Raw genomic sequence first — 25,334 nt, forward strand, 5'->3', positions numbered from 1 at the left:
AGTGCCCCTGCTCAACGGCGTCTCCTGCGCGCCCGGTACGGCGACGAGGCAGTGCTCCCGGCCGTGATCCGGGTCGAGTCCGCCCGCACCGCGCCGGGCGTCATCGAAAACGGCAGCCCCGTCGCCGAGACCGACCTCGCCGGACCACCGGAACGGCTGGCACTGCTCACCGCCGCGCGGGTCCGGTCACCCGCTTCACCCCGGACGAGAGCGAATCGAGCGGACCAGATCCGGGCTCACCGGATACCGCCGGCTCAAACACCGCTACGAGCGCCATCCCCGCAACTACCTGGCCTGCCTCGGCATCGCCGCAGCCCCTCTAGTGCTACAAACGACTCGCCCGCTTCACCACACAGGACACGGTCTCAAAAGGGGTCACGGCGTGCGCTCTGCCCCCTTTCGCCGACACGGCCATGGAGGATGCGAGTACCACGTGGGCCCTCCTGCGCGACGGTTGGCTTGCTGCTGCTCAGGGCGCATCCATGGGCTCGTAGAGCACATCGGTTCTGAGAATTGTTTTCGTGCCCTCAAGAATCGGGGCCGAGTCGTGAAGCGTCCGATGCCAGAAGAGGAGCGCATCGCCCGGTTCGGGGCGGTGGGTGCTCAATATCTCCTCAGGCTTTGCGGGCCGGGGCCAGTCCGAGAAGTCGCGTTGCGCAAAGGGAATATCGTTCTGCTTGTCGGCGATGAACCGCGTTTCTCCGCCCACTGCCTCATACGACAGGTAGACGACGACCGTCAGAAGAGTTCGCCTTCCGTCAGGGGCAAAATAGGGCGAATCGTAGTGCGGGACAAGAAGTCCTCCGTGTTCGTACGTGATGAAGCGCATACGCGGATTGACGGCTGCCGGCTTCCAGGGTCTTCCGTCTGAATCCGTCGGGTCATCCGATCCCACTTCAAACGACAGAAACTTCTGCAGCCTGCGGTAGAACTCTGCCGCCAAAGCTCTGGACTCAGCCGTGGCACGGAGATGGCCGACCGGATCTCCTTCTGTGTAGTTGGCGGCAATGCCGTCTCGGCCCACCGGCACAAAGCGCTGGGCAGCCAGTTCGGCTGCGAATACCTCCACTTCAGCCGGAGTGAGGAAGTGGCTGATCACCCTGGCATCGACGTTTGGGAGCTTCGACTCGATCGGGGCCCATGAGTCATCGGCAGATATTCGGCTCAGCGTTTCTTCGGAGAGCTCAAAGGGATTTACCGGCATTTCGAACATGCTCACTTCTCCGTCCTGAGGTCATCGTCGATGCCACCGTGGCCGTGGACCCAACTGCCCGGAACAGTTGCGGGCAGCAGATTGAGGCGAATGGCGGGACTGCTGGCCACGTACTTGTGCGCGTTGAATCCGTGGAGGGACTCGCGGCCCGTGAAGTCGGTGCCTGCAGGGAGCGGGGACCGCTGGGCGGTTATCGTCATGCTGACGAGATTAGGTCGTGGTGAACTCCGAAGCAAGCGGGACGTACCCAACGCGGCGGAAGGGGCCGGGAGGCGGGGCGGGGACGGCTCATGGGACTACCGATGCGCGGTAGGCCAGCGAGCTGGACAACGGCCTGGCCTCCGGTATCGCCGCCGGCAGCGCCTCAACGAGCGTTCTATCCTGGCCACCTCGCATTTTGCGGCGGGACAGGGGGAGCACCATGGTCAACGGGCGGATCCGCACCGAGTGGGTGGAGACGGTGTCTCAGGACGGCATGCACCTCATGGAGACGCGCCTGGAGGTGCGGGTTCCTGCGTCTGAGGGTCGCAAGTTCGTCACCTGCGCGCTGACCCGGAGGACGTACGTGGTGAGGGACGGTGTTGCCTGTCGGGACCTGTCCTACAAACTCGGCCGCGACCTGGGCGGTCCGGGCAACTACGACTTCGAGATCCTTTCCGCGACGGGGTGCCCTCCGATCCGGAAGTTCTTCGGGAGCAACGGCGTGCCGGCCGAGCTGCCGCACGACGCTCACTTCGATGCGCATCAGGGGCTTGACGATGGCGAATACACCGTCCGGATCGCGACGGGAATGACGACCAGCTGGACGAGCGGGACGGGACAGACCATCGAGCTCCGTGTCCCGGGCCACCAGCTTGCATTCACCGTGGTGGGATCCGCACCGCAGGAGGTATGCGCGAGGACCGCTGACCCGTGGGCTGCGCGGCCCTCCATGGAGATGCCTGTGGTCGATTGGCGCAACCAGTCCACAGCGGAGGCGGCATGGGAGGCATACCTGCACGGGAACAGGATCCATCGGGATGCCCACGGGATCTTCTCCCCACGACACTTGATGAGGCATCAGCGCGATACCGCTCTGGAGATTCTCCGGAGCAAGGGCTACGACGTCCCGTGGACCCCGCAACCCGCCGAGACGCTGCACACCTGGCTGGGCGACCGGGGAGGAGCATGGGTGCCAGCCGACGTGCTCGCGGCCCTTCACACCGTGCCGGACGACACCGCACAACTCGCATGGCATCAGGGAGCCAAGGAAGCCCTGGACATCGCATGGGATATGCACCGCCTGTGGACCACCGACGTGTTCTGACCGGGCCCGCGCTCCCTCCACGACCACCGCGGCGGACGCGGCAGGCCCCGAGGGGCGTTGCCGGGCCGGGGATGATGGACGGGCGCCTCACACCATGTCCCTCGCCGTCCACCCCGCCGACCTGGAGCACCTCGACGCCCTCCTGCAAGGCCACCAGAACACCGAGGATCGGTGGCTGGCCAGGAGGCCGTACGGGAAGAACGGCCCGGCTACGGGGCGCACCACGGCGCGATACCCAGGCCCGGATCTGCGCCGGGCGGCACGCCCACCGGGAGCCCGGGCTGCACCGGCCCACACGCGCCCCCGCGCCGGCTCAGAAGCTGCAGGCCGAACTGGAGCACCGCGGACTGCTGAAGAAGCGGGAGCCCGTCCCCGCTAACGCCCGACGTCCGGTCAGACCCCCGGCGGAACGGGCCCGCACGCAGCAACCGGGCGTACCGGCCGACTGGTCGTCGCCCTGCCCGAGACGCCTCCGTGGCGGCGCCCCGCAGTGCCGCCGGCAGGCCTGCGGCGGCCTGATTCTGCCCTCTGGTGCGAGGAACACGGCGGTATCGCGCCGGCGATGGAGTGGCACCCCCGGGGCGGCATCCGCTGCACGGCGCTGCACCGCCGCCGTGCAGCGGCCGAACGTGTCGGCACGGTGCTGGACTGGTCGGACCTGACCGGAGCCGCAGTGTGCGGGGACCACCTCGTCACCGAGCGCCGCGAGGTCTTGCGCCAGTTCGCGAACGGCATCGACGCGACCACCCGGCGCGTGCACCGGGCCTTCCTCGCCTCCGTCCGCGTCCTCGGGGAGGGGGTCGACATCACCGGCGAGCGCGGGCTCGACGCGATCTGCTTCGCCGACACCCGCGGCTCCCAGGTCGAGATCGTGCAGCCCGCGCGGATCGTTGTGCCCGTGTTCCTGGAACCGAACGAGGACCCGACCTACATGGTCGCCAGTGCCAGCTTCCGCCCTCTTGTAGCGGTCCTTCAGGGCCTGCGCTCTCATGACGACCGCCTCGTCGAGCAGCTCGCCTCCCGCGCCCTGACGAGCGGCAAGCGCAAGGTTCATGTCCCGGCGGGACCAGGACGGACGGATCGTCGGGGCCAGCGGGGAGGGCGAGAACCAGGAGGTCGGCACCGACGCGGCGGCCGAGTCGGCGCTGCTGCACTTCTCCTCGCCCCGGGACGCGGCCACAATCGCCGCGTACCTGCGCACCCGCGTCTACCCACCCGAGTTCCTGGTCTGGCTAGGGGGCTACCGGGCCCTCCTCCGGTGGCGGAAGGAAACGGCATCACCGGCAGCACGCCGTCCCGTACGACACCGAGACCGAGGCCGGCGTCACGAAGGCGTTCCCCCTTGGGCCGGCGGGTGCACCAGCAGCGCAAGGCCTTGCGCGCCGGGGAGCTCGAGGACTGGCGCAAGGAACTGCCGGATGCGCCGGAGGCCGGGATTCCTCCAGCGCGGTACGCAGCCTCGGGTTGCCGCCGTAGACCTCCTCTCCCGCGGCCCAGGCGGCCCGATGGCCGGCGTCGAGGAATCGGGTGACCACGCGAGCGGCCAGCACCGGCTTGGTCGCGAACTCCGTATTGTCACCGAGGCCGGCGGCCCGGCAGCGGCCGGGATCGGAGGTCCAGGAACGCGGAACATAGGGTTCCCAGTCCACTTGGGCGTGCCCGCGGCGGCCGGCGTAGACCAGGTAGACGGTGACCTGGGCGTTCTCGATCCTGCCTGCGGTGCCGGTGTACTGCCGCTGGACTCCAACGGTGTCGGTGTCTTTACGTCGCCGGTCTCGTCGACCACCAGCACCGCCTCGTCGTCGCGCAGATGCTCCGCCACGTAGTCACCCACCTCGTCGCGGACCTGGCCGGCATCCCACTTCGCCCTCCCGAGCAGGTGCTGCATGCCGTCCGGGGTCCTGTCCCCGGCCCACTTGGCGATGGTCCAGCAGTTCTTGCGCGGCAGGTCCGACAACAGGCCGAGTACCAACTTCCGGGCCTGCGTTGGGATTCGACCCGTGTGAAGCGTCCCGCCATCCACCTCATCAGGCCCTCGAACGCCTCCTGCCAGCAGGCAGGGTCTACGCTGTGACCTGCGGCCACCGCGTGATCGTTTGTCTTCGCACACCGATGATCAACGGTAGCCGCCCCCGTCTCCACACCGCGTCAGGTCGCGCAGCGTCTGCCGGCCGTCCTGTGTATCGGAGGGCTTGTGCAACGTGGCGAAGTCTGGTGGGTCCAGTTCGACGAGCGGAGGTTGGTCGTACTGCTGGCAGGAGACGACGCGTCCGGGTTCCAGGTGATGCAGGTCGTCGCTCCGGCGGGCTTCGACATCAGCGGTCTGGGCATCGAAGTGACGGTCGGCGCCGGTGAAGGGCTGCCGCTCGAAGGCGTGCTGCGGCTCGCGTTCCCGCGTCCAGGTTTCACCCCGTGCACGTGGCTGACCACCGTGTCCCGGGACGACCTGATAGAGCGGGCGGCCGTCCTGTCCTCCAGGAAGCTCAGCGAGATCGACGATGCCCTCCGACTCGCTGAACAAGCACAGGAGCGGACCCCGGCAACGACCGCGAAGCTCAGCGAGATAAGGGATGCCCTCCGTCGCGGTGAACTCGGGTAGACGGAGAAGAAGCCGACGCCCGCGACGACATGGGCGGTCTCGGGCGAGATGATCCACGCTGGACACCTGCCACCTCGACGCCCCTCACCGTCGAGATCACGATCTACGGCTGGAGTACTAAAGACCGTGTCAGACCTGTTGGGTCTAACGGGTCTGATCAGCGCCGCTGCACCCCAGGCGGGGACGGAGGCGTCGGCTGGAAATGCGTGCCGGGCTGCGAGGGGGAGCGCCGCGCCCCTCGAAGCGGTGAGGGCTGGAAAGAATGACCGGGCGTCCTCCGACTGCGGCGTGGTGGTCCAGGAGTATCCGTCACGGCCGCGCAGGGCGAAGCGCACCATGCGGCTGCCGTACCCGTTGCGCTGCCACGGCTCGGTGACCCTGATCTTCACGATGACGCCGATGCGGCACGTCTCGCAGGCTTGCCAGACCAGACGGGCGAAGTCGTATCCGTCCGGTGCGTGGCCTTGGACCTCCTGGTACCCAGCCGGGCCGCCGGGCGGCTGGTGCCACCAGGTTTCGGTGTCTGGGTCGACCCTCCACTCCAGGCTGTTCGGGGCGACGGGCGCCGCCGGCGTCTGCGCGTCCCGTCCGTGGAAGAGCGTCGACCAGGCGCTCCCACAGGGAGCCGCCGGGCCTGGTCCTGTTCGACGACCCCACGGTCAGCTCTGGCTCTGCCCTGCGGGAGCTCCCGCAGGGCAGCGGGCAGTTCGTTGATACCGCGCTGCAGGTACCAGGCCCGGGACCAGCGCAGGACGGCGCCGCGGCGCAGGCGCCACTGGTCGCAGAACTGGGACAGGACGTCGTCGCAGAAGTACTCTCGCAGCTGCGCCAGCACCTCGTCCTCGGGACAGGTCGCGTACCCGATGCCGCACTTGTCTGGGTCTCCGAGGTCGAGCGCGTCGGCGAGGATCACCGCGGCCGCCGCGCTGGTGCCGCCGCCGTTGTACCCCCAGCCGAAGCCGCCGTGGTCGGGCTCGGCCAGTTCACGAAGCACCTTCACGTCCTGCCGCCCGGTCGGGCCGAACTCGACCTCTTCGACCAGGATCCGGGCGGGCTGCCACTCCTCCTCGTCGTTCCCGCGTCGATGAGCGCCGGCCACTCCACCGGGGCCGCGACCTCGCCTCGACCGGTGCTCCTTGTTCGAGTCGTGGCGGACTGGGCAGCCCTACGACCTGGGTGTGCGGCGACACGCGGGCCCCGGATTGACGCTACCTTCACGGCGCGCGTACGGGCGGAAGTCCGGGCGGCGGAAGCCGGGTCAGGCGTGGTCGGCTGACAGGTCGGTGCGCTGCTGTTCGAGGTCTGTGGCACCGTCAAGGTCCACCATGACCGTGAATCGGGACACCCCGTCGGGACCCCTTTCCTCGGTCAGCGGCATGTAGTTCACGAAGCCCCAGCTTCCGCCTGTGTAGATGCCCTTGATCCTGCCGTCGACCGTCCCGACGGCATCGAAGGGGCCGCCGTTCGATCGGAAGGTCCAGTGGGTCCGGTACCAGGCGTCCAACTGCGCCGGGGTGGCCAGGAAGTGCCCGGCGCCCGGGTTCCGGGGGTCGGCGACGAGGCCCTCGGGTCGGTCATTCCCGGTGGTCAGCGCGACGAGGCCCGAGACGTCGGCTTCAGCAGCGGCCGGATATGTGTGGCCGCGGTAGACCGCGTAGGTCCCGGGGCGGTAGTAGTCGACCTCGGGCAAGCGTCGCATCAGGGCGTGTAGCGGCTGGAGCAGATCCTCACGGTGCTCCTCCAGCTCGGTGACTTCGTCGCGCGGGAAGGTGCCGCGATAGCGGATGCCCCGGCGCCTGAGGTGCGCCTTGGCGAAGTGTTCGTCGGAGCCGAGGTAGTCGCCCGTGAGTGTGGGGGGTGCGGCGGCGATGTAGTCGAAGGGCTCGTTGCGCCAGCGGAACGTCCAGCGTACGGAGTACCAGGCTTCGAGGCGCTCCGGCGGAACCGGGTATCCCACCGACCCGTCGGCGGCCTCACGCGGCGCGAGGTCCGCGGGTGCGGCGCGGCCGGGTTCGGGCAGCAGGTCGACACACGGCCACAGACCCGCGGCGGCGCGGGCCTGGTAAAGGCCGCCGCGGAAGACGGCGACCTCGCCCTTGACCGGGACGAGGTGGCCCGCAACGTCAGTCATGGTATTTCCACAGCCCTTCGTTCTAGTCAGTCGACGGGTTCTGCGACGCCGTCGGTGTGCATACGCCGGATCTCAGACGGTCCTACCGAACCGCAGCGGCCGGCCGTACGCCGCCAGGTGGGCGCCTGCCTCGACTCACGGCATGCTCGTAAGTGGCCAGAGGTTTGGGGCATTGCGGCGGATCGCCGCGCGTATGTGAACCATGGCCTCGATAGCGCTCATGTGGGTCTTTCCCTCGGTGTACCGGACATGGTCCTTGCAGAACCAGACGGCGTTCTCCGGATGACCCGCATGCGTGAGCGGCGGGGCGATCGCGCGGAAGTACACGAGCGTGAAGGTCTCGTAGTCGTTGTCGTTTCTGGCGGACGCGTTGCAAATCCCGCAGTACGGGGGCATCACAGCTGATCAACTCCACTTCGCCAGCCGGAACATGATCACCACCCTACGTCCCCGATGGGCCGCAGAGGATACCCCAGACCCGCTGCGGCCTCAGGAGCACAGGTTTGCGCTGCCGTGGCAGCCGCCTTCCCGGTGATCCGTACACACCGGGCCGACCACCAGGAGCCGCTCAGTTGAGAACCGGACCGGGCCGCCGCCATCTATCTGTCCTCCGTGGCCACCGGCCCGCCCGCGGTCACCACCTCCGAGGATCCGTACACCACGGCCACGGGCGAGGACGTCAATGGTTGACGTTCCCGCCGCCTTCTCTGGGTTAGCCGACTGTGCGGTGAACCACGGGCCATGAGGTGCAGCTCAGCGGTGGCGAGGGCGAGGGCGAGGGTAGTGCCCGCAACACTTGTGGTGCTAGCCGCCCAAGAGTGAATGCTCCGCTCTTACTGGCTAGTTGGCGACGACTCTTTCGTGCGACACTCGGGCCATGGAGCGAGAGCGGAAGGGTTCGTCCAAGCCACGACAGTGGCTGTCCCTGCTCTTCGCCGCATTCTCGGGCGCCGTTCCGTTGAACGGCCTCATCCAGGCGTTCGCGAGCGTCTTCACGGTCTTGGCCAGCTGTCCCTGGGGGGCGCCGAAGTCTTCGGAGGCCCTCTGCCGCGTTGGCAGACCCGGTCTCGCTGCCCTGCGCCCCTAGGGTTGCCACTCCCTCCCTTCTCCGGGGTGGAGTGGGCCTTCGTGCGTGGGAGCGCTTTGAGGAGCAGGGTCTCCTCCACCCTCTTCACGGGTGGAAGGACAGAACGGCAATGCCTTTCTGGAACAGGAACAACAACCGTCCGGCCCGCCAGCAGTCGACGGCTGCGGCGGTTTCGACCACCGAGGCTCAGCTGCCGGCTGGCGGCCGACTGACGCCGGAGGGCGAGCAGCCGACGAAGGAACCGGGGGTTGGCGGCGTCGTCGCCCGCGGCGGGATCGGCGGCGTCGCGAAGGGCATCGGCGTCGGCGTGGGCATGTGGCTGTGGAACGAGGCCAAGAGCATGCTCGGCATCGACGACGAGGGATAGGTAGAGGCCAAGAGCGGGCGGTCGACGAAGTCGGCCGCCCGCTTCGGTCCCGTCGGTCATGCGCGCTGGTTCAGCGCTCTTGTCAGCTCGCGGTTTGCTGCCCGGGAAGCTTCCAGTTCCTCGGTTCGCTCATCGAGCTCACCTCGCATGTGGGTGAGTTCCTGCTCCAGCGTGGTGATGCGCCGCTGGAGCTGATCCAGATCGGCAGGCGTGTTGAGGCCGGACTCGGCCCAGACCTGCTCGCCGAGAGACTCGGACAGGCGTCTCTCCAACTGCCGGACCCTCGCCGTCAGGCGCCGGTTCCGTTCCATTGCGTTGGCCAGGTCCGTCTGGAGTGACACCCGGCTGACTGCTGCCTGCCGCCCTTCAGGGGACGGTGCAGACGCCGCCGTATGGACACGGTCAAGGAGATCTCGGTGCCGATAGAGGAACGTGCGGTCGACGCGCGCGTCGCGGGCGAGGCCCGAGACTGTACGCCGGCATCGACGTCACGAACACGCCCCTGTTCACCGGCGTCCGCGGCGCGCAGCTCGCAGGCAGGGCCTCACTCATCGAGTGCGGGCCACTCCCCGCCCGCCTCGGCAACGCACACCCCTTCACCGACACCATCACCGACCTCGAACACGCCCTCGACCTTGAACAACACCGGCCCGGTACCCTCCCCCGCCACGCCACCTACCTCCACCAGCGCACCGCCGGACGCATCGGCAGCCTCACCCGACTCATCCGACAAGCCGCCATCACCGCCATCACCGCCATCCACGACGGCACCGCACGCATCACCAAGCAAGCGTTGGACGCGATCCGCCTCGACCACCACGCCGAAACCACACCCGCCTCGAAACCCCGCTCCGAACCGCCAATCAGCCCACTGACCAGCACAAACACCGAGAACACGCGAAATGGCGCCTCGGTCCTTTAGACCCAGACGCCATCTACAACACCCACCAGATTCTCAACCTACCCGGAGCAACCACAGGTCAAGCAGCAGCCAACCCCGCGAAAAGCCGTTCTCACACGACCTTCAACACCCCAGCTCACCAAGCAGCCGATACCTCAACCGCCCTCCCCCTCAGCGACAATCGGAGCCTCGAAGGGTTGATGAGGGAGATGGCCGTGAGGCACACGCTGAACCTGTGGCGTCAACAGCTCGGAGAAGCGCCCAGTTCAATCTGGCAACAGACCGAACTCCACGTGCTGATCCTCGCCGACAACGGGCTTACGGCCATCCCGCCGGAAATCGGGCAGCTCCACCAGCTCAGCACCCTGGACCTGGGCCACAACGCGCTGACGTCAGTGCCCGAAGAACTCGGCAAGCTGACCGGCCTCAGCGGCTGTCTCTACCTGCACGACAACCAGCTGACGCGGCTTCCGGACTCTCTGGGAAACCTGCCCCGGTTGCGATACCTCAACGTCGGCGAGAACTCCCTCAGCGCGTTACCGGAGACCATCGGTGGGATGAGCGGCCTCATCGAGTTCAGGGCACAGCACAACCAGCTCACCACCTTGCCCGATGCCATCGGCAAGCTCCGCAACCTGCGTGAGCTGTGGCTCCGCGGGAACGCGATCGAACACTTGCCGCTGGCGGCAGCCGACCTGCACGAACTACGCCACCTAGACCTACGCGAGAACTCTCTGGACGCAATCCCGGAGTCACTGGCCGGCCTCCCGCGCCTGCGTCAGATCGACCTGCGGAGCAACCGCCTCGGCCGGCTGCCCGACTGGCTCGCCCTGATGCCATCGCTGGAGAAGCTGGATCTGCGCTGGAACGAGATCGATCCCGCACTACCTCTCGTCAGCGAGTTGGAACGGCGGGGCTGCGTCGTTCTGACGTGACAGAGGCGGCACTGTTCGCTCGCGATCCGGCTGTCCCCAACCTCGCCCGGCCCGAAACCGGCCAGCGCGGCGCGACCCGGGACAGACCGCACTCGTGACGACGGCCCGAGCCGCCTTGCACGGCCGCCCCCCTCAACCGGATCGCCGTCACCGCCCGTTCCAACCGCATCAAAGCCGACCAGGACCCCTCCACCTGGCTCCCGCCGGCCCCCGACGCCCTGTGCCGGTACGGTGCCGAATGGACCGCCACCAAGCTCCGCTGGAACCTCACCGTCGACGAAGCCGAGAACAACGCCCTCCACACCATCGCCGAACGCTGCGGCACCACCAGCGTCACCTACACCCCCGCACCCTAGAAGCCACGCCACCCCTCACAGGCCTCGGGCCGGCCGGCAGCGTCGCGTCCTGCCTCGAGACGGGCCGAAGTCCGCTCATCGATGGCGGACCTCGACCCGCCGACCCAACCATCGAAGCGTCCAGTCACCGGTCTTCGCAGCCCGGCAGCCCGATATCAAGCGGCCCTCGAACGCGACACCCCACCACTCGCCGGGCCGCCGCCTGGCGTGCTGCGGGCTCCGGTGGTGCCGACGGGCCTGGCGCAGCCAGAGCCCACCCTGCTATTGCTTGCAGCCTTTGATGTCGTCCGGGCAGCCGTGCACGTCATTTGGCTCGAGGGAGTTGAGGTTCCAGACGATGACGCCGCTCGGGATCGGCTCTTTGTCGATACGCGGGATTCTGACTGTGAAGGCGGGTCCGGCAGGCACGTTCAGGCGCAACGTCTGCCTGTTTCCGCAGCGCACATCGAAGCGGCGTTCGTCCGGACCACGGGTGACGCTAAGGGTCACGGCGGAGACTCCGTCAGTGTCACAGGCGATGTCGAGGCGGTAGGGCTTGTCGCCCGGGGTGTCCAAGGTCCGGACGATGCCGGAGGCAAGATAGCTGGACGCCTCAGCAACCTGAGTCGTATCCGCGTCGTCGGCGTCCAAGGCCCGCTGCGCGCGTTGCAGTGCGTCGTCGGGTTCCCACTGCCTGGCTCGACTGCCTTCGTCATGGGTGCAGGCGGTGGCCAGTGCGGCCGTGGTGAGCAGGACGGTGAGGGTACGGAATATCCGCATGGCAGCATCCTAGAAGGCGGGCCGGGGCCCCGCCTGGTGCTCGCGGGACCCCGGCAGTCTGCGGATGGACGACGTCAGTGCGTGCGGCGGTAGAGCTCGGGCCCGCAGACGTTGGCGCACGGGTCATCGGGACGGCGGCCGACCACGGTCGGCGCTACAGCACCGAAGCCCGGCAACGGAGGTACGAGGACGTACTCGCGTCCCATGGCGCTGGCTTGCGTGTTGCCGTACATGGTGACCTCGCCATCGGACCAACGGACGAAGAGGTCGTCTTCCCAGTCGTTCTTCCACCCCGCACGGTGGAAGACATGAGTCCCGACCTGCGCGTGATCGCTCGGGCAGGTCCGAGCTTGGACCTCTATGGCTGTGTGATGGGGAGCGGGTTGCCTGTCGCTCGATCACCAACTTTGCGGGCGCCCAGCGGCTTCTCAAGCGTGAAACTCACCGGGTCGAGTGTGATGTTCGCCGTGCAGGCCTCCCCGTCTTCTCAACTGTCGTGAGCGTCAGGGCCAAGGAGACCGTGGTGTCGGTCTCGGTCCCTGAGAGCTTGCCCTGTTGGCAACCCCCCACCGGAACGACCGTCGTGAGGGTCCGGCCGTCCGCGCCGATGGTGGTCGCGCAGCCACCGAGTGCGACAGTGCCGACCAGCGCTGTAAGGGTTGCCCGCGCGCGAAGTGAGCGTGGGTTCATGCCGGTGTGACGCATCAGGTCTACTTTGGGTTCTTGCAGGGACAGCAGCGCGTGAGGGCGGGTGGTCGGGTTCAGCTTCAGGCCGAAGTGGTTGAAGATGTCCGTGGCCTCCGTCCAGTAGACGTAGTTGGCGGCATGGGTCTGGTACGGGCTGGAGAGGGCGGAGACGACCCCGCGGGCCTGGCGTGTGGAACCAGTCTTGGTGAAGACCGTGGTGCCGCTGTCGCCGTGGGCGACGGTCCATTGGGAACTGGCAAAGCTCGTCGGGAAGGTCGTCTGGGAGATCCCGGGCGGAGCCGACATCGCAAGGTGCATCACGGAACCCACCTGGGGCGGCTGCATCATGGCCGTCGCCTGCGTCCTCCCCATCGGAAAGCTGTAGCTCCTCGACAAGGCGATCGACGGCGTCGAGGGCCCTGGTTAAGGCATCCCGCGTAGGCAGGAACATCCCGTGCCTCACTCCGAAGCACAGCTTCCCTGCCGGTAGCCGGGTCCTGATGGGCGACCGGACCACCCGGCCGATCGAGGACATCGCGGCCGGCGACCAGGTCCTGGCAACCGACCCCGAGACAGGGGCCACGGGTCCGCGTCGCGTCGACGCGGCCATCTACACCCCCTGACGACCGCGATTTCACCGACCTCACCGTCGGCGGGGGCGACAACAGCAGCTCGCTCAGCGCGACCGGCGGTGGCGGCCCAGGGCGACGAGGCGGACGCTGGGCTCGTCCGACCGGGTCACCCGGGAGCGTGCGTCCGCCGGGTCCTTGCCGTGCCTGACGTGACGGGCGAGCAGCCGTTCCAGGCGCAGGTCGTCGGACGGGTCCTGGTACCAGGCCTCGTCCGGCAGCGGCCGTACCGCGGCCCACTCCCCCGCGTCGTGCAGCAGGTAGTTCCCCTCGGTGATCACCAGCGTTACGTCCCGGGCAGCCGGGATGCTGCCCGCGATCGGCTCCTCCAGGCAACGGTCGAAGGCGGGCGCGTACACCGTGGACCCCCGCCGGGAGCGACCGCTTGGGGGAACTCGGGCATGCCCGGTCTTCCCGGCCTGCGCAGGGAGCAGGGTTGCTGACCGGCATCCCCACAGGTTGATCCGGGTGCGCCCCGGCCTGGTGCGGGCCCGGCACCGGATGCCCGTTCAGCTCTGCCTCGAGGTGTGCCCCACGGCCGACCGGGCCACTATGGCTGGGAGCCGGGAAGGGAGGGCGCGCCAGCACCCGGCATGAGGGGGACCGCACGCCCGAACGGGAGGACACGTGCATCTGGACGAATCAGCCCGAGCCTGGGCCATGATCATCGGAGTCGTCGGCATCATCCTCGCGAACCTCACGGCGATCATCCTTATGAACCTCTTCGGCAGGTAAGCCACCACCAGCAGGAAGGGGTACTGCTTGTCCGTCCGTGCGGTTGGCCGAGCGGCGGCTGATCGGATCCGGATCATGTCAGCTTCCGGACGCACGCGGCGTGGTGCCTGCCTCGGTCGGGGGCCATACGTTGCCACGAGCCCGCCTCGCGGGCGTCGGCCGACCGCGCCACGACGTCCTCGATCCCGCCCTTTCGCGCCGACCAGGCGGTCGGGCCCGGTGCCGGAAGGCCGCCGGGACGCCGAAACGGTAAAATGGTGCCATCACGCACCGCAGTACAGCCACAGGTGCGCACCACCCGGTCGGGCCTCGGCGAAAGCGCCGGGCGCGTTTTGCGGACGTCCCACTGTGCGCAGAGCCGGATGCCGGCTCCCCGGCCCGGTCCCTCTCGGCTGTCACCGGATCGACATCGTCTCGCCGGTTCACGCGTATGTCCCATCGCTGACACAGGAGTTAGCGCCATGAGCACCTTCCGGACCCGGGCCGCGGCCATCGCTTCCGCGGCCCTCCTGGTCACCACCGGCGGCTTGGTCGGCGCAGCACAGGCGTCGGCCCTGCCCATGACCCCGACCTGCCATGTCTCGGACCTGGACCTGGCCGTCGGCGACCCTGAAGGCTCCGCAGGGTCGTTGCACTACCCGATCCTGTTCACCAACACCTCGACCCACACCTGCGCCTTGCGCGGATACCCGGGCGTGAGCGTCGTGGACGTACGGCACCGCCAGATCGGCACCTCGGCGATGCGGACAGGTGAGGCGGTGGAGACGGTGTCCGTCGCCCCGAGCGAGACCGTGACCGCCGCCCTGCGCACCAACAGCCCGGCCGTGGCGAGCTGTCGGCCGACATCCACCTACGTCAAGGTCTACCCGCCGAACAGCTTCCAGGCCGAGCAGATCCCCTACCACCTGCAGGTGTGCGGAGCGTTCGAGATCGGCCCGGTGCAGACCTCGGAATGATCGCTGAGGCCGAGTGCATCGCAGCGCCGGCTCCGTGCCGTCCCGTACCACGGTTCCACTGCGCTGGATGCGGCCGCGGACAAGACGACGGGGGTTGCGCCGCTGTGGCGACCCGCAGCGGTCGTCACCGCACGGTGGTCGGCCTCTCCGGGTCCAGCAAGTTGCCCCAGGGGATGCCCGCATAGCTGGTGCCCTGACACCGATGTGGCTGCCCGGCAGGTTGTGGAAGGTCCCTTCGAACCAGCCGGCGTTCCCCTGCCCGATGGCCCTGTCGACGGCCGACCCGGTTCGGGCGTCGGCTGGGCACAGCGCTGCCGGGCTTGGCATCGGCGGTTGTGCCGGCGTTGTGCCGCCGGCCGGGGGCGTCCGGGAGCGGGGCCGGGCCGCGGGCGTGGTGGTTCACGGAGTATTCCGTCGGGGCGCGGGCGGGCGAGCGAGCCACGCCCTCCCCCACGCGCACAGGTGCTGCCCGCCGCTCCTCGCCACGCCGACGTCGTCTGGGTTCATCGTGTCTCCGGAGAGCCGTTGGGTGCGGCTCTTCCCTGGCAATGATCGCGAAGGCAGTGGGTGCACGCCTCTATGGTGTGCATCGCGAACGTCCACCGATCGACCCGGAGGTGTCACGGCCCCTGAAGATGAAGCTGTGCGCGATAACGCTCGACTGCTCGGATCCGCGGGCTCTGGCGGCGTTCTATCAGCAGGCCACCGGCCTCGAACCTCACCCGAAATCCGATGTCAGCTTCGCTGGTCTCAACTGCGAGGACGGACTCTTCAGGCCGGCGGTGGTGCGCTCGCGTCGCGCGCGCCCTCGGCGGCAGGCCTCCGCCCCACCGTTCCCGTGTAACGGGGCACTGGTGGAAACCTGTGGCCAGTGGTCAGCTCGGCCAGCGTCGGTACCTTGATGCGGCCGACGGCGTCGGTAACGGACAGCGCCCGGATGCGGCTGGCGGGGGTGTGGAGTCGGTGAACAGCTTGCCCTGGCGGGCTTCGAGCATCGCGGCCGCGGAGAACGGTTCGAACCGCTTCTTCATCACGGCGGCCGCATCCGGTGGCAGTCCGGGAGCAACCTCCTTGTTCCAGATGTCGTTCGTCCGCTGCTTGTCCGGGGTGAGGATCTTCCAGATCTCAGGGGGGAAGCCCAGCCACGGCTCCAGGCAGCCCGCCATGCTCAGGCCCGTCAGGGGGATCCTGCTCGGGTCGACGTCCGGACGGACCGTCAGCCAGTCGACGAGCGGGGCCGACGACCTGCTCCCACGTGGGGGTGAACACCACGCGGTCCACGAAGAGCAACTGGCCCTGGCCCGGGCCGTCGTAGACGAGCGCGTTCCAGCCGCGTTCCCGCGCGGCCGGGACGCCGTACGTCCACATGTCGACGTTCTGGCCGTCGCTGCCGTTGGTCAGGATCACCGTCGGGCGCCGAGTGCCGGACGTGTCGGGCCGGAAGAACCACACCGGCAGCGGTGTGGACCGGTAGGGCACGTTCGCCTTCACCGGGGCGGGCTCGCACAGGTCGCAGAAGGTGCCCCAGGCGGAGGGCCCCGCGCGGTAGAGCTGCTCCTCGCTGCCGGGCTCGTCCGGGCCAAGGACGAAGAACAGGGCCTGCCCGTAGTACTGCGTGGCGCGCAGGGCCCGGAACCGCTTGGTCCGGCTGTCGGCGGGGGCGCCCGGGGGTGGCGCCAGGAGCCGGCCGCCGAGCTCGCGGAACGTCTTGACGTACCACTGCGCCGTCAGGCCTGCCGCGTTGATCGCGTTGACGGCCGTCAGGACCTCGCCGACCTCCGCGGCTCCGGCGCCCGAGGCTCCCAGTGCGAGGAGCCCGGCGAAGTTGTACGCGGGTCCTTGAACAGGGTCATCGACCTGGGGGTGACTCCGGCAGCCGCGGTGGCGGCCGGGCTGCTGGAGGCCGCGGCCGGAGTACCGGGGCCGCCGCCGCGGGCGCAGCCGGCCAGGCTGGGGGAACTTGATGCCGTCCGTGACCGTTCCGGCCGGGTGCAGACGGCCGAACAGGTACCCCGGCACGCGGCTGTCGGTCCGCCAGACGATCTCCATCGCCGCGAACTTCACGGGCTGCTTGGGGAACAGCGCCCGGGTGATCGAGCCCCCAGCACGAGCTGCACGGGAGCGGCCACCGCAGCGACCGTGAACGGGACCGTGAAGCCGAGGCGGTGGTACCGGTCCCGGCGGCCGCGCAACCACCCGACGGCGTAGACACCGGCCACCATGTAGCCCGCCGTCATCAGCATGGCCACCACGAAGTGCCAGTACCTTCCAGACGTCCACTTCGACCGGGTTGCCGTCGGGGTCGAGGCGGAAGCCGCGCGGGGTGTTCATCCACGCGTTGGCGGAGATGCGAAGGCGTTGAGCAGCGTCGCGGCGGGCAGGGGGTGCCCGAGGAGGAAGGGGGTGCGGGGCGGCGGCCTGCGCCAGCCGTAGTGGTAGACGGCGATGAGCACCGCTTCGAGGAAGGAAGCCCACGCCTGCACGCCGAACCCCACGCCGGACACGTCGCCCCATCTGCCCATCAGCCCCGGCCAGAGCAGCCCGAACTCGAACGACAGCACGGTGCCGGTGACGACTCCGATCGCGAACTGCACGGCCATCACCGCCGACCAGCGTCTGGCCAAGCAGCAGAGCCGCCGGGTCGTCGCGGCGCAGGCCGCGGTGGTGCATGAGGAGGGTGAGGAACGGCAGCGCCACTCCCATCGGCACCAGGACGATGTGGGAGGCGAGGGTGAACACCATGAGCTGCCGGGCGGGCAGGAGCCGGGCGGGAGCGTCGGCGGCCAGCAGGGGACCGTGGAGTGCATGCGTCTGTCCTCGTGTCGTCGACCGCCCGGGCCGGCCGGTTCGGCGTGGCCAGGGGACCGACTGCGCCGGAAGGGCCACGCAAGCACCCTCGGCGCGGATCCGGGGCCTGGGCGGGGCGGCCTTGGGACACGCGGCCGGTCGGCAACGCCCCGTCGGAGCAGGTCCCGCCCCTCATCGCCGCGAAAACCCGGCAGGGCCGTCCGTGAACCCCACCTCGCCGAAGGCCCCGGCACGCGCGGGCGTCAGAGCCGTAGGCCCGCCCGCCTGAGGGCGACTTCGGACAGGGCGGCCACGACCCGCTCGTCGCCGCGACGCCAAGCGGCCGCCAGGCCGCCCGGGGGGACGGGGACCGCGCGGAGGTCGGCCACCGGCCCGGTGAGGGCGCGCAGCGCGAGGAGGTCGGCGCCTCCGGGTGCGTCGAGGACGCTGCGCAGGGCGGCGCTGCGGCGGATCCAGCGCAGGCGCGGGGGAAGCCACACCAGGAGGACGAAGGCCACGGGGACGACGATCAGGACGACTGCGGCCAGGGTGGCCAGCCGGCCGACGGCATCCTGCAGCGACTGTCCGGCGTCGGCGAGGCCGGTGCCGGCCTGGGCCGCCGACTCGAACGGCTTCTTCAGCAGGCCACCGACCAGCGGCACGTCCGAGGCCGATCGACCGGCGTCGGCCAGGCCGTCGCCCGCGCTCTCCACCTTCCGTCCCGGCTCGGCCAGCCGCATGATCGCCTCGTGGACGGCCACCGCGAACCACACCGCGGCGGCCATCACGACCACGGCCATCAGGTCCGCGAGGATCTGCCGGCCGCGCCGTGCCGAGGTCTGGGCATAGAGAAGCATCGCCGCTCCCCCTCCTGTTCCGGTCATCGCGTCGAGGACCCGGCCGCCCCGACGGCCGACGCGTGGAGTGTCGGCCGCGGGCATCGGCTCACCACCCGACCGTACGTCAGCACCGGCTCCCCCACCGGTGTTCGCCCGCACCCGCCCGCACCCTGTTGCCGGGCCTGCACGGCCTTCGGCCACTGCACGTGAGGCGACGCGGGGCGCGTCGTGGAGACCGCCGGCCGAGCACTACAGGGTGGCGGAGCCTGCCGGGCGGGCGCGGCGGCTCAGCGGAACGCGGCGACGTTGCGGGAAGCCCACTCGGCAAAGGGGCGTGCGGGACGGTCCAGGACCTGCCGGACGGCGGGGCTGATGCGCAGTTCGGCGTCGCTCGGCGCGCCGAGGATGTCCAGGGTGTCGTCCGCCGGCTCTGCCGGCATGTTCCGGGCCATGGCGGCCCTGGCCTCGCCGCGGGTCAGGGCGTGGAGCCGCAACGGCGAGCCGAGTGCCGTGGCGACGGCTCGCGCCTGTCGGCGCGGCGTGATCACCTCCGGGCCGGTCAGCTCGTACAAGCCGCCGAAGTGCCGGTCCTCCAGCAGGCAGGCCGCCGCGACCTCGGCGATGTCCCACGGGTCGACGACCGGGACGCCGACATCCGCGAACGCAACGGCGACGACCCGCTGCGCGCGGACGGAGCGGGCCCACCACAGGGCGTTGGAGGCGAAGCCGCCCGGCCGGAGGACCGACCACTCCATGCCGGACTCCTGAACCGTTTCCTCCAGTGCGCGCATCGCGATCCGTGTCGCACCGTACGGCCTGGTCGCCACGCCCTGCGTGGAGAGCAGGACGACCCGGCGAACCCCTGTGGCTGCGGCCCGGGTGACGATGTCGGCCGGGCCGGTTCCGGGACCGTGCAGGTCTCCGGACAGCAGCGGTGAACTGCGGCTCGGTACCGACGAATTCGAAGCCAGCGAGCCTGCGCACCGTACTGCGTCCGCCGTCGCAGCCGACCAGCCGGCGCGCCTCGTACACGTCCGCGCCGGCTCGTGCGACCACGGCGAACCGGGGGCGCGCCGGCGCATCCGCGTCGGGGGCCGGACCGAAGACCTCTTGGACGCCCGACGCCGCCAGCAGCGGTTCCAGCAGTCCGCGCCGGTAGAACGCCTCGACCGATGCGCCGGACAGCCCGCGCCTCCCGAGCGGGGCCGACCGTAACGGGGAGCCGAGCCCCGGCTCCCGTTCGAGTACCGCTACGGAACAGCCGGCGAGGCCAGCTCGCAGGCGAGGGCCAGACCCACCGGACCGGCTCCCACGATCACCACGTCATGCACGAGAGATCCCCTCTTCGAACTCCGAGCCGGACGGGTGTCCGGCAGGACCTCTCGAACGGTGTCAAATCCCACCGACATCGCACCGACAACCGCGGCAAGCCACCGACAGACAACCGGCACGTTCAGGGGGAAGCCTTCAGCAGGTGGGGGTCGCCGGGGTGGCGGAGGGGGTGTGGTGACCGTGGTGTTCGTAAAGGCGGTCGGCGAGGAGGGCGTGGGCGAGGGTGCCGCCGGCGCGGACGGAGGCGGTGACGAAGGCGGTCTCGGCGAGTTCCGCGGCGGTGACTCCGTGTCGACGGGCGGCCGCGGTGTGGACGTCGAGGCAATAGGCGCATTGGGTGACGAGGGCCACCGCCACGGAGATCAGCTCGCGGTAGCGGCGTGGCACGGCGCCGTCCTCGCGGTCGACAGCGTTCTGGAAGGCGAGCCAGGCCGCGAACTCGGGCGCGGCGGCGGCGCCAACGGAGCGGGCGCGGTGGAGGTCGTCGGGGTGCGCGTACATGGGTACTCCTCGCGGAATGGCAGCGGGGGGCCGAGTGGCCCGGTGAGGGGGGACGGCTCCACTTCACCTCGGATCCCGCACGGCGTCCAAGACCGGTTCCGCAGGGGCAATGCCGTTGTCGGTATCGTGGCTGGTCATGGACTTGAGAGCGTTGCGCTGTTTCGTGGCGGTCGCGGAGGAGGGCCACTTCGGCAGGGCCGCCGTGCGGCTCAATCTCGCCCAGCCACCCCTCAGCCGCAGGATCCGCGACCTGGAGGCGGACCTGGCGTGCCGGCTGTTCGAGCGGATCCCGACCGGGGCGCGCCTGACCGCGGCCGGGGAAGTTCTTCTCCCCGAGGCCCGCGACCTGCTGGCGCGGGCCGAGCGCGCCCGCGAGCTGGTGCGTGCCGCGGAGTCCGTGCGCGAGGTCGTCCTGGGCATCGTTGCCGGCGCGGGTCTGGACGCCGGGCCCGCCGCCCTCGCCGCATTGCGCAGCACCCGCCCTGGGCTGCGCGTCCGGCTGCACGAGGCACCCGTGACCGATCCGACGGGAGGGCTGCGCGAGCGGCGGGCCGACCTGGCGCTGACCCGGCTCCCCTTCGACACCTCGGGGCTGACCATACGTCAGCTGGGGACGGAGCCCCTGGTGGTGGCACTGCCCGCGGGCGACCCGCTCGCCGCACGGCCGCGACTGCATGTGGGGGAACTCGCCGAGCGGCCGCGCTTTCGGCTGCCGGCCGGAACGGACGAGAGGTGGCGCGCGTACTGGCTCGCCGCCGACGAGGACACGCCCGGCCCGGTGGTGACGTCCGCCGAGGAATGCCTGCACGCGGTGGTGTGGGACGGGGTGACGGGGCTGCTGCCGGCCGGGGCCGCACACAGGCACGCGCGCCCGGGCGTCGTGTTCGTCCCGGTCGACGGCCACCCTCCGAGCCGTGTCGTGCTGGCCCGCCGGGCGGACGCCCCCGACCAGCTCGTGGACGCCGTGGCGGCCGCCCTGGCCGATGCCCATACGGCGTGCGCGCTCGGCTCCGTCCCTGCGGACGCACGGTCGGCGGACCCTCCCTTGTGGCGATGATCGCTCCGGTGGTGCTGATCGGCGTCGGCCTGGGCATGGTCTCAGGCCCGCTCGCCGATTTGTCGCTGACCAGGGTCCCGTACGAGGACGCCGGCTCGGCCTCAAGCTTGTTCAACACCGCCATCACCTGGGTATCGCGCTGGGTACCGGGCTGACCGCCGTCGTGTTCTTCGCCATCACCGGCGGCTCTCCCGGCGGCGCGGTCAGCCGCGACGCGTTCGTCACCGTGCTGTGGTGGTCAGCGGCCTCCTCGCCCTGCGTGGGCACTGATGTTCTGCCTGCCCAAGCACACCAACAGCCAGGACGACTGAGCCACCCCCAGGTCCCGGCCAGCACGTCGGCCGGGGCCTGGGCCCTCAGCCTTTCTCGTTCTCGCCGTCTTCGGCGCCGTCGGACTTGGAGGAAGGCCCCGGCCGCGCGGTATCACCATGAGGCCCAACAGCCGACCTCCTCCTCAACGGCACCCGCATCCGCCCCGGGAAAGCCGGCCAGGCACAGACTCGACGGCCGACAGCTCGCCCCCGCAGCCGACCGGCCGCAGACGCAGGTGACGGCGAAGGCGGTGGGCCGCCTTCTCTTGGGGTAACCGTGTGGCGCGAGGCGAGTGAAGGTCACTTTGTGCAGCTCAGCGCAGGTGTAACCGACCATATCGTGTGCAACACATGTGGCGCTACTTGTGACGGGACTCGTTAGGTGGGGCCCTGAGCTTCGTTCCGAGAACTCCTGTGCCCGGCCGGGGTGGGGTCTTCCCCACCCCGTTCCTATGGCTGGTCGGAGTGCCTGAGTCCGGCGTCGCATGATCGGCTGTCCGCACGGGATTCGCGTGACGGAAGGTGGACAGGTGAGGGTCCGGATCGGGTACTCGGCTTGGATCGTGGGGGTGGTGCAGTTCTTCGTCATCCACGGGATTGCCGAGTCGGCTTGGACAAGACCATACAGCTGGGCACGGAACAACATCAGCGACTTAGGAAACGCCCACTGCGCCCTGCAGTCAGAGCCTGCGCCGCGGTATATATGCTCCCCCGAGCACGGCCTGATGAATGCCTCGTTCATCACTCTAGGAGCTCTGCTCGTTGTTGGCGTCGCCCTGCCCGGTGGTGTCCTGTGGCGCAGGGGCCCGGCCGCTGCCATGGCTCGTCTGCTGCTCGCCGGTGCCGGCGTGGGATTCGTTTTGGCCGGGCTGGCTCCCGCGGACATCAACGAGAACCAGCACGCCTTGGGAGCCCTTCTCATCATGGCGACGGGCAACACCGGTCTTTTCCTGGCAGGGTTCGGCCTGGCAAAACACGTTCCTGCCCCACTGCGGTGGGGCACCAGCCTGCTGGGAGTCACCGCAATCACGGCTTTCGGACTGTTCCTCTCCCACCACTACCTCGGTCTCGGCATGGGCGGTATGGAGCGCGTCGCCGCGCTTCCTCTCCTATTCTGGGTGCTTGCTGTTGGCGTTCGTGGCCTCATCCATCGGGCAGGTCGAATGCAGGAGGCGGTGCCCGCAGAGCGTCTCAGCCGCGCTGGTTGAGAGCTCTGGTCAGGCCCCGGTCGACCTCCCTCGCGGCATCGCTACCGGATCGGGCCTCCTCCAACGCAGAGGTTGGTCAGGCGTTGTGCCGCTCCAGCCTCGTGATCTTCCGCTGGAAATCGTCGATGGCCGCAGGGGCTCCGAGTCTTGTCGGGTGTGCGGTAGTTCGCTGGCTGTATGAGGGCTGGGGAGCTTGCGGCGGTGCGGGGCCGGTTGGAGGCGTTCGCTTCCGAGGTGTTCGCGCCGCTGGTGCGGCGGGACCAGCGGGAGAAGGGTGCCATGTATCTGCGGGGGCTGCTGCTGGACGGCCGGCGGAAGTCGATGCAGCCGATGGCCGAGCGGCTCGGTATCGATCACCAGTAGTTTCAGCAGTTCATGACTGTGAGCGTTCGCGTTTTTCCCCATCTCAGGTGGTTTGAGCGTCATGTAATTCCTCATCCCGACTTCTCCTAATTGGCCATGGGTACGACGGAGTTCGGGATCGAGTGACCTGGTCATCGCGGAGGCGTGTGGGCGGCCCTGGGCCTGTGGTTCGGAAGGCCGATGGTCAGCCCAAAGGTGGCCGGCCGCCGGCAGTGCCGACCGCTGCAGGGAGCCGCCCCGATGGCGGTGTTCGAGGCGATCGAAGCCGAGACCCTGCTGCCGCTGCCGCCCACCCCGTTCGTGCTGGCCCGCTGGTCGACGGCGCTGGTCGGGCCGGACATCCACATCAAGGTCGGCCGCACCCTCTACTCGGTTCCCTGGAAACTGATCGGCCGCAGGGTCGACGTCCGCTCGACCGCCACGATGGTGCAGATCTTCCTCGACGGCGACCTGGTCAAGACCCACGTGGCACTTGAGCAGGGCAAACGCACCGACAGGACCGACTACCCGCCGGAGAAGATCGCCTTCCAGATGCGCACGCCGATCTGGTGCCGGACCCAGGCATCAGAGGTCGGAGACGCCTGCCGGACCGTCGTCGACCAGCTGCTGGAGGTCAACGCCCTCTACCGGCTCCGCGCCGCCCAGGGGATCCTCGGCCTGAAGAAGAAGTACGGCGACGCGAGGCTCGAGGCCGCCTGCGCGAGGGCCATCACCGTCGGAGATCCGTCCTACCGCACCATCAAGGGCATCCTGATCGCCGGCACCGAGACCGATCCGGAGCCCGAATCCAGCGGCGACGCGGGAGCCGCAGCCTTCCTCCACGGGCCCAAGCGACTTTTCGCCTCCGTCGCCCCGTCCGAGACGGCGGACGAGATCCACGACGACCAGGTCCACGGCGAAGCTGAGGGAAGCATCTGATGAGCGTGATGGACTCTGCCCTGCGTGAGTCTCTGAAGTCACTGCGGCTCTCGGGGATGCTGGAAACCCTCGATGCCCGCCTGGCCCAGGCCCACGGCGGCGAGCTCGGGCACCTGGACTTCCTCCAGGTCCCCTGCCAGGACGAAATCACCCGCCGCGAGACCGTCGCCTTCCAACGGCGCCTGACCCGGGCGAAGTTCGAGCAGCAAGTCACCCTGGAGGAGTTCGACTTCACCGCCTCCTCGAAACTGCCAGCCGCCCAGATCCGCGACCTCGGAGCCCTGCGCTGGCTCCACTCGGGCGAGTCGGTCATCCTCTTCGGCCCGGTCGGGGTCGGAAAGACACACGTCGCCCAGGACCTCGGCCACCTCGCCGTCCGCCAGGGCGCCCACGTCCGCTTCGCCAAGACCAGCCGGATCCTCGCGGACCTCGCCGGCGGCCACGCGGACCGCACCTGGGACAAGCGGATCCGTGAACTGGTACGGCCCGACGTGCTCATCCTCGACGACTTCCCCATGCGCCAGCTCGGAGCATCCCAGGCCGATGACCTCCATGAACTGGTCAGCGAACGGCAGGGCCGGTCCCTGATCATCACCAGCAACCGGGCGCCCAGCGACTGGTATCCCCTCTTCCCGAACCCGGTCGTCGCCGAGTCGCTGCTGGATTGGCTGATCAACACCAGTCAGTCGGTGCCTGCCCTGCTGAAGGCCAGGCACCGATCCCTCACGGCACCGCGCTGCCGGTTCCGCTAGTCGATATTGATGTTGAAGGTGGACGTGCTGCCATCCGCAGCGGTCAACGTGACCGGCCCGAACGTGATGATCGCGACGGAGTTGCCGCCCGGGCCCCTATAGAAGCCGGCTGCCCTGGTGATCCGGACGGCCAGAGCCGCGAGGGTTGCCGCCGTCTGCTCGTCGGCGTCGACCTTCGGTTGGGCCAGAGCGTGATGGCCATGTGCTTCTGCCCAGTCCCGAACGCTTCGGGCGTCGCGGCTCATCTCCGGGAGGATGCTCTCGTTCGCCCAGGCCCACAGCCACGAGCCCGACGAAGGGCTGAAGCTCGCCAGGATCTGCGCGGGCGCCGTCGCGGTCTTCTCGGGGAAGGTCCACGTGATGAGGCCCGTCCTCTGATCCAGGCCCCAGCGGTCCGCCGAGCCCAGCCCCCAGGACACGTGCGCCCGAGCCAGCTGGTCGATCGCGTCTTTGCCCTGCAGCAGCAGCGTGCTCAGGTCAGCCGGATCCACTCCCTGAGCAGGGCTCTCCGACTTCCTGGCCCGCTTGAACAATCCCATGCCGCGAAGTCTGCCAGAGGCCGCAGACCACCCGACGACCCCCTCATGCCCAGGCCCCACGCCAGC

At 69.4% G+C, this 25,334-nt stretch carries 27 protein-coding genes and 5 pseudogenes; 15 read left to right on the forward strand and 17 right to left on the reverse strand.

Annotation, left to right across the window (positions count from 1 at the left end; all coding sequences use genetic code 11):
• Positions 1-202: 202 nt before the first annotated feature.
• Positions 203-353, forward strand: a pseudogene (locus B4U46_RS38220) (IS5/IS1182 family transposase); the annotation flags it as partial.
• 116 nt (positions 354-469) lie between these two features.
• On the opposite strand, the gene B4U46_RS00625 reads toward B4U46_RS38220, so the two are convergent.
• Both B4U46_RS00625 and B4U46_RS00630 read right to left on the reverse strand, forming a co-directional pair.
• The gene (locus B4U46_RS00625; protein ID WP_237293253.1) at positions 470-1,213 is read right to left on the reverse strand and encodes a 2OG-Fe(II) oxygenase; all 744 of its coding nucleotides are present in this window, start codon (positions 1,211-1,213) and stop codon (positions 470-472) included.
• A gap of 2 nt (positions 1,214-1,215) precedes the next feature.
• Positions 1,216-1,413, reverse strand: coding sequence for a hypothetical protein (locus tag B4U46_RS00630; protein ID WP_079423104.1), 198 nt, complete (start codon positions 1,411-1,413; stop codon positions 1,216-1,218).
• A 221-nt stretch (positions 1,414-1,634) separates the two neighbouring features.
• On the opposite strand from B4U46_RS00630, the gene B4U46_RS00635 reads away from it, so the two are divergent.
• Both B4U46_RS00635 and B4U46_RS38625 read left to right on the forward strand, forming a co-directional pair.
• The gene (locus B4U46_RS00635; protein WP_079423106.1) at positions 1,635-2,519 is read left to right on the forward strand and encodes a hypothetical protein; all 885 of its coding nucleotides are present in this window, start codon (positions 1,635-1,637) and stop codon (positions 2,517-2,519) included.
• Positions 2,520-3,186: 667 nt separating this feature from the next.
• Positions 3,187-3,957: pseudogene (locus tag B4U46_RS38625) on the forward strand (helicase); the annotation flags it as partial.
• Here B4U46_RS38625 and B4U46_RS00645 read toward each other — a convergent pair.
• Positions 3,952-4,604 (reverse strand): annotated as a pseudogene (locus B4U46_RS00645) (IS701 family transposase); the annotation flags it as partial. The pseudogenes B4U46_RS38625 and B4U46_RS00645 overlap by 6 nt on opposite strands.
• Before the next feature lie 109 nt (positions 4,605-4,713).
• On the opposite strand from B4U46_RS00645, the gene B4U46_RS00650 reads away from it, so the two are divergent.
• Positions 4,714-5,118 carry a growth inhibitor PemK gene (locus B4U46_RS00650; RefSeq protein WP_079423110.1) on the forward strand — a complete coding sequence of 135 codons (405 nt, stop codon included), beginning with the start codon at positions 4,714-4,716 and terminating at the stop codon, positions 5,116-5,118.
• 385 nt (positions 5,119-5,503) lie between these two features.
• Here B4U46_RS00650 and B4U46_RS00655 read toward each other — a convergent pair whose 3' ends face one another.
• Together B4U46_RS00655 and B4U46_RS00660 are read right to left on the reverse strand one after the other, a co-directional pair.
• Positions 5,504-6,217 (reverse strand): hypothetical protein, encoded by a 714-nt coding sequence (locus tag B4U46_RS00655; RefSeq protein WP_079423112.1) that lies wholly within the window; start codon positions 6,215-6,217, stop codon positions 5,504-5,506.
• A 159-nt stretch (positions 6,218-6,376) separates the two neighbouring features.
• Positions 6,377-7,249, reverse strand: a complete 873-nt coding sequence (locus tag B4U46_RS00660; RefSeq protein ID WP_079423114.1) for a hypothetical protein — start codon at positions 7,247-7,249, stop codon at positions 6,377-6,379.
• Between the two features lie 1,196 nt (positions 7,250-8,445).
• On the opposite strand from B4U46_RS00660, the gene B4U46_RS00670 reads away from it, so the two are divergent.
• A complete protein-coding gene (locus B4U46_RS00670; protein WP_079423118.1) occupies positions 8,446-8,703 on the forward strand; it encodes a hypothetical protein in 258 nt (85 codons plus the stop codon).
• 56 nt (positions 8,704-8,759) lie between these two features.
• On the opposite strand, the gene B4U46_RS00675 is transcribed toward B4U46_RS00670, so the two are convergent.
• Both B4U46_RS00675 and B4U46_RS38225 read right to left on the reverse strand, forming a co-directional pair.
• Complete coding sequence (locus B4U46_RS00675) at positions 8,760-9,044, reverse strand: hypothetical protein (RefSeq protein ID WP_079423121.1); 285 nt, start codon at positions 9,042-9,044, stop codon at positions 8,760-8,762.
• Between the two features lie 203 nt (positions 9,045-9,247).
• Complete coding sequence (locus B4U46_RS38225; protein WP_185117359.1) at positions 9,248-9,523, reverse strand: hypothetical protein; 276 nt, start codon at positions 9,521-9,523, stop codon at positions 9,248-9,250.
• Between the two features lie 290 nt (positions 9,524-9,813).
• On the opposite strand from B4U46_RS38225, the gene B4U46_RS00685 reads away from it, so the two are divergent.
• Entirely contained in the window at positions 9,814-10,539 is a 726-nt protein-coding gene (locus B4U46_RS00685; protein ID WP_079423123.1) for a leucine-rich repeat domain-containing protein, read from the forward strand.
• Positions 10,540-11,156: 617 nt separating this feature from the next.
• Here the strand turns inward: B4U46_RS00685 and B4U46_RS00695 are convergent.
• Entirely contained in the window at positions 11,157-11,654 is a 498-nt protein-coding gene (locus B4U46_RS00695; RefSeq protein WP_079423126.1) for a hypothetical protein, read from the reverse strand.
• A gap of 441 nt (positions 11,655-12,095) precedes the next feature.
• Positions 12,096-12,689, reverse strand: a complete 594-nt coding sequence (locus tag B4U46_RS38635) for a hypothetical protein (protein ID WP_237292444.1) — start codon at positions 12,687-12,689, stop codon at positions 12,096-12,098.
• A 152-nt stretch (positions 12,690-12,841) separates the two neighbouring features.
• Here B4U46_RS38635 and B4U46_RS38640 point away from each other — a divergent pair, with 152 nt between their 5' ends.
• The gene (locus tag B4U46_RS38640) at positions 12,842-12,964 is read left to right on the forward strand and encodes an HINT domain-containing protein (protein WP_221265292.1); all 123 of its coding nucleotides are present in this window, start codon (positions 12,842-12,844) and stop codon (positions 12,962-12,964) included.
• Positions 12,965-13,017: 53 nt separating this feature from the next.
• On the opposite strand, the gene B4U46_RS00705 is transcribed toward B4U46_RS38640, so the two are convergent.
• Positions 13,018-13,329 (reverse strand): hypothetical protein, encoded by a 312-nt coding sequence (locus B4U46_RS00705; protein WP_079423128.1) that lies wholly within the window; start codon positions 13,327-13,329, stop codon positions 13,018-13,020.
• Between the two features lie 837 nt (positions 13,330-14,166).
• Between B4U46_RS00705 and B4U46_RS00710 the strand changes: the two genes are divergently transcribed.
• Together B4U46_RS00710 and B4U46_RS40510 are read left to right on the forward strand one after the other, a co-directional pair.
• On the forward strand, positions 14,167-14,661 hold the full coding sequence (locus tag B4U46_RS00710; protein ID WP_159402041.1) for a DUF4232 domain-containing protein: 495 nt from the start codon (positions 14,167-14,169) through the stop codon (positions 14,659-14,661).
• A gap of 635 nt (positions 14,662-15,296) precedes the next feature.
• A complete protein-coding gene (locus tag B4U46_RS40510) occupies positions 15,297-15,563 on the forward strand; it encodes a VOC family protein (RefSeq protein ID WP_159402149.1) in 267 nt (88 codons plus the stop codon).
• Here the strand turns inward: B4U46_RS40510 and B4U46_RS38650 are convergent.
• The 6 genes and pseudogenes from B4U46_RS38650 to B4U46_RS00740 all read right to left on the reverse strand — a co-directional run bounded on the left by B4U46_RS38650 (position 15,537) and on the right by B4U46_RS00740 (position 20,120).
• On the reverse strand, positions 15,537-15,827 hold the full coding sequence (locus B4U46_RS38650) for a hypothetical protein (protein WP_237293409.1): 291 nt from the start codon (positions 15,825-15,827) through the stop codon (positions 15,537-15,539). The two genes, B4U46_RS40510 and B4U46_RS38650, sit on opposite strands and share 27 nt — an antisense overlap.
• The gene (locus B4U46_RS37150; RefSeq protein WP_237292446.1) at positions 15,787-16,725 is read right to left on the reverse strand and encodes an alpha/beta hydrolase family protein; all 939 of its coding nucleotides are present in this window, start codon (positions 16,723-16,725) and stop codon (positions 15,787-15,789) included. Before B4U46_RS37150 ends, B4U46_RS38650 begins: the two co-directional genes overlap by 41 nt.
• Positions 16,722-17,468 (reverse strand): annotated as a pseudogene (locus B4U46_RS37155) (cytochrome ubiquinol oxidase subunit I). The gene B4U46_RS37150 and the pseudogene B4U46_RS37155 overlap by 4 nt, the downstream one beginning before the upstream one ends.
• 243 nt (positions 17,469-17,711) lie before the next feature.
• On the reverse strand, positions 17,712-18,305 hold the full coding sequence (locus tag B4U46_RS00730) for a hypothetical protein (RefSeq protein ID WP_079423133.1): 594 nt from the start codon (positions 18,303-18,305) through the stop codon (positions 17,712-17,714).
• A 269-nt stretch (positions 18,306-18,574) separates the two neighbouring features.
• Positions 18,575-19,369 (reverse strand): SDR family oxidoreductase, encoded by a 795-nt coding sequence (locus tag B4U46_RS00735; RefSeq protein ID WP_079423134.1) that lies wholly within the window; start codon positions 19,367-19,369, stop codon positions 18,575-18,577.
• 385 nt (positions 19,370-19,754) lie between these two features.
• On the reverse strand, positions 19,755-20,120 hold the full coding sequence (locus B4U46_RS00740; RefSeq protein ID WP_079423136.1) for a carboxymuconolactone decarboxylase family protein: 366 nt from the start codon (positions 20,118-20,120) through the stop codon (positions 19,755-19,757).
• Positions 20,121-20,256: 136 nt separating this feature from the next.
• Between B4U46_RS00740 and B4U46_RS00745 the strand changes: the two genes are divergently transcribed.
• The 6 genes and pseudogenes from B4U46_RS00745 (at position 20,257) to istB (ending at position 24,729) form a co-directional block, all read left to right on the forward strand.
• Entirely contained in the window at positions 20,257-21,177 is a 921-nt protein-coding gene (locus B4U46_RS00745; protein WP_079431467.1) for a LysR family transcriptional regulator, read from the forward strand.
• Positions 21,174-21,332 carry an MFS transporter gene (locus tag B4U46_RS37160; RefSeq protein ID WP_148095255.1) on the forward strand — a complete coding sequence of 53 codons (159 nt, stop codon included), beginning with the start codon at positions 21,174-21,176 and terminating at the stop codon, positions 21,330-21,332. Before B4U46_RS00745 ends, B4U46_RS37160 begins: the two co-directional genes overlap by 4 nt.
• Positions 21,333-22,057: 725 nt before the next feature.
• Complete coding sequence (locus B4U46_RS00750) at positions 22,058-22,696, forward strand: DUF998 domain-containing protein (RefSeq protein ID WP_159402042.1); 639 nt, start codon at positions 22,058-22,060, stop codon at positions 22,694-22,696.
• A 177-nt stretch (positions 22,697-22,873) separates the two neighbouring features.
• Positions 22,874-23,041: pseudogene (locus B4U46_RS00755) on the forward strand (transposase); the annotation flags it as partial.
• A gap of 258 nt (positions 23,042-23,299) precedes the next feature.
• On the forward strand, positions 23,300-23,977 hold the full coding sequence (locus B4U46_RS00760; protein WP_237292454.1) for a Mu transposase domain-containing protein: 678 nt from the start codon (positions 23,300-23,302) through the stop codon (positions 23,975-23,977).
• Positions 23,977-24,729, forward strand: a complete 753-nt coding sequence (istB, locus tag B4U46_RS00765) for an IS21-like element helper ATPase IstB (protein WP_079423141.1) — start codon at positions 23,977-23,979, stop codon at positions 24,727-24,729. The genes B4U46_RS00760 and istB overlap by 1 nt, the downstream gene beginning before the upstream one ends.
• Here istB and B4U46_RS00770 read toward each other — a convergent pair.
• Complete coding sequence (locus B4U46_RS00770; protein ID WP_079423143.1) at positions 24,726-25,268, reverse strand: DUF6882 domain-containing protein; 543 nt, start codon at positions 25,266-25,268, stop codon at positions 24,726-24,728. The two genes, istB and B4U46_RS00770, sit on opposite strands and share 4 nt — an antisense overlap.
• Positions 25,269-25,334 lie beyond the last annotated feature (66 nt).

This window comes from Streptomyces katrae (assembly GCF_002028425.1).
Classification (GTDB): Bacteria; Actinomycetota; Actinomycetes; order Streptomycetales; family Streptomycetaceae; genus Streptomyces; species Streptomyces katrae_A.

Coding starts and splice junctions, on each gene's coding strand:
- B4U46_RS00625 (WP_237293253.1), bottom strand. CDS start 1,213: ATGTTCGAAATGCCGGTAAATCCCTTTGAGCTCTCCGAAGAAACGCTG.
- B4U46_RS00630 (WP_079423104.1), bottom strand. CDS start 1,413: ATGACGATAACCGCCCAGCGGTCCCCGCTCCCTGCAGGCACCGACTTC.
- B4U46_RS00635 (WP_079423106.1), top strand. CDS start 1,635: ATGGTCAACGGGCGGATCCGCACCGAGTGGGTGGAGACGGTGTCTCAG.
- B4U46_RS00660 (WP_079423114.1), bottom strand. CDS start 7,249: ATGACTGACGTTGCGGGCCACCTCGTCCCGGTCAAGGGCGAGGTCGCC.
- B4U46_RS00670 (WP_079423118.1), top strand. CDS start 8,446: ATGCCTTTCTGGAACAGGAACAACAACCGTCCGGCCCGCCAGCAGTCG.
- B4U46_RS00685 (WP_079423123.1), top strand. CDS start 9,814: ATGGCCGTGAGGCACACGCTGAACCTGTGGCGTCAACAGCTCGGAGAA.
- B4U46_RS00695 (WP_079423126.1), bottom strand. CDS start 11,654: ATGCGGATATTCCGTACCCTCACCGTCCTGCTCACCACGGCCGCACTG.
- B4U46_RS38635 (WP_237292444.1), bottom strand. CDS start 12,689: ATGATGCAGCCGCCCCAGGTGGGTTCCGTGATGCACCTTGCGATGTCG.
- B4U46_RS38640 (WP_221265292.1), top strand. CDS start 12,842: ATGGGCGACCGGACCACCCGGCCGATCGAGGACATCGCGGCCGGCGAC.
- B4U46_RS00710 (WP_159402041.1), top strand. CDS start 14,167: ATGAGCACCTTCCGGACCCGGGCCGCGGCCATCGCTTCCGCGGCCCTC.
- B4U46_RS40510 (WP_159402149.1), top strand. CDS start 15,297: ATGAAGCTGTGCGCGATAACGCTCGACTGCTCGGATCCGCGGGCTCTG.
- B4U46_RS38650 (WP_237293409.1), bottom strand. CDS start 15,827: ATGGCGGGCTGCCTGGAGCCGTGGCTGGGCTTCCCCCCTGAGATCTGG.
- B4U46_RS00730 (WP_079423133.1), bottom strand. CDS start 18,305: ATGCTTCTCTATGCCCAGACCTCGGCACGGCGCGGCCGGCAGATCCTC.
- B4U46_RS00735 (WP_079423134.1), bottom strand. CDS start 19,369: ATGCGCCGGCGCGCCCCCGGTTCGCCGTGGTCGCACGAGCCGGCGCGG.
- B4U46_RS00740 (WP_079423136.1), bottom strand. CDS start 20,120: ATGTACGCGCACCCCGACGACCTCCACCGCGCCCGCTCCGTTGGCGCC.
- B4U46_RS00745 (WP_079431467.1), top strand. CDS start 20,257: ATGGACTTGAGAGCGTTGCGCTGTTTCGTGGCGGTCGCGGAGGAGGGC.
- B4U46_RS37160 (WP_148095255.1), top strand. CDS start 21,174: ATGATCGCTCCGGTGGTGCTGATCGGCGTCGGCCTGGGCATGGTCTCA.
- B4U46_RS00760 (WP_237292454.1), top strand. CDS start 23,300: ATGGCGGTGTTCGAGGCGATCGAAGCCGAGACCCTGCTGCCGCTGCCG.
- istB (WP_079423141.1), top strand. CDS start 23,977: ATGAGCGTGATGGACTCTGCCCTGCGTGAGTCTCTGAAGTCACTGCGG.
- B4U46_RS00770 (WP_079423143.1), bottom strand. CDS start 25,268: ATGGGATTGTTCAAGCGGGCCAGGAAGTCGGAGAGCCCTGCTCAGGGA.